Raw genomic sequence first — 1,256 nt, 5'->3', positions numbered from 1 at the left:
AAGGGGAAAAAAGTGAAATTATTTAATGAATTGACTGAAAACCAAAAAACGGAATTAATAACTGAAATCAATAAGCTGAAAGAAAAGCCTACGCCCAACACCGTACAAAATTAATTGCTTTGTTTCTGGCTTATTTAGGAAAGTCCTCGCGGACTTTCTATCTGTGATTTATTTATTAACTTTAGTGCTTAACAACAGCAAAAAATCTTGTACAAACACGTTAGGTGTAATTTACCACAAAACCCTGAAAATTGAACAGAATTTGGAAAATCAAAAAATAGTTATATATTTGTATTATACAAGTTGAATAATACTATTTGATTATGACAAAAAACATACTACCTGAATTACTCTCTTCTTGGGAAGAAACTTATAAAAAAGGACAATTAACTTTATGGATATTTCTTGCGTTGAAAGATGGGCAAAAATATGTTGACGAAATCAAGGAATTTATAGAAAGTAAATCTAAAAACACAATTAGCTGTGAAGAACAAAGCCTTTATAGAAATTTGCGGAAATATCAACATATTGACGTAGTAACATTTGAAAATAAAAAAGGAAATAAAGGACCTGATAGAAAATACTATTTCTTGACCAAAATGGGAACTGAATTACTTGAAAAATTTATCGAAAGGAATATAGAACTGTTCTTTTCAACCGAAATAAAAAACCTTTTAAAATAATAAAAATATATGAAAACATTTATAACAAATAATTTGCTGAAATTTACTTTTGTAACAATTATACTGACAATATTATTCCGAATTGTATTAAGTACTTCAATTACTAACAAAATGACTTTAGCTGTAATTTTATGCTCAATAGTTTATGGAATTCTAATGTGGTCTAACGGAAAATACTTCGGGAGAAAAGAATATGAATATCTTCCAATTTATGATATTGGATTTAGATTTCACTTATTTACATTTTTGGCTCATAATTTAGTTTCAGTATTATGGTTCGTATTTGCTTTTGAATCAAAATATGAGAATATTAAAGTAATATATATCACAGCTTTAATTTGGTCAGTCTTTTTAATTATACACTTGATTTATTATCTCTCTGTCAGAAAATCATCAATTAAGAATTTAGATAAAGAAAACCTATTTGAATAAAAAAACTACACCTAACACCGTATATAATTTATTGCTGGCTTCTCGCCTACTTACGAAAGTCCTCGCGGACTTTCTTGGTCGGTAATTATTTACTAAATTAGTGGCTTAAAACACGCAACAAACCATATACAAAAACGTTAG

Annotated in this window: 1 protein-coding gene; it reads left to right on the top strand. The window is 27.7% G+C overall.

The genetic code is table 11. The features are described 5' to 3' along the window. Positions 1 to 323: 323 nt before the first annotated feature. Positions 324 to 683 (top strand): PadR family transcriptional regulator, encoded by a 360-nt coding sequence (locus tag ES044_RS18250; RefSeq protein ID WP_147120788.1) that lies wholly within the window; start codon positions 324 to 326, stop codon positions 681 to 683. Positions 684 to 1,256 lie beyond the last annotated feature (573 nt).

This window comes from Polaribacter sp. IC066, assembly GCF_007997085.1.
Lineage (GTDB): Bacteria > Bacteroidota > Bacteroidia > Flavobacteriales > Flavobacteriaceae > Polaribacter.
The sequence above is the reverse complement of the archived record's forward strand: the minus strand, read 5'-3'. Positions and strand labels throughout refer to the sequence as shown.

What these genes read in the sequence shown, in the direction of transcription:
- ES044_RS18250 (WP_147120788.1), top strand. Translation starts at nt 324, where the DNA reads ATGACAAAAAACATACTACCTGAATTACTCTCTTCTTGGGAAGAAACT.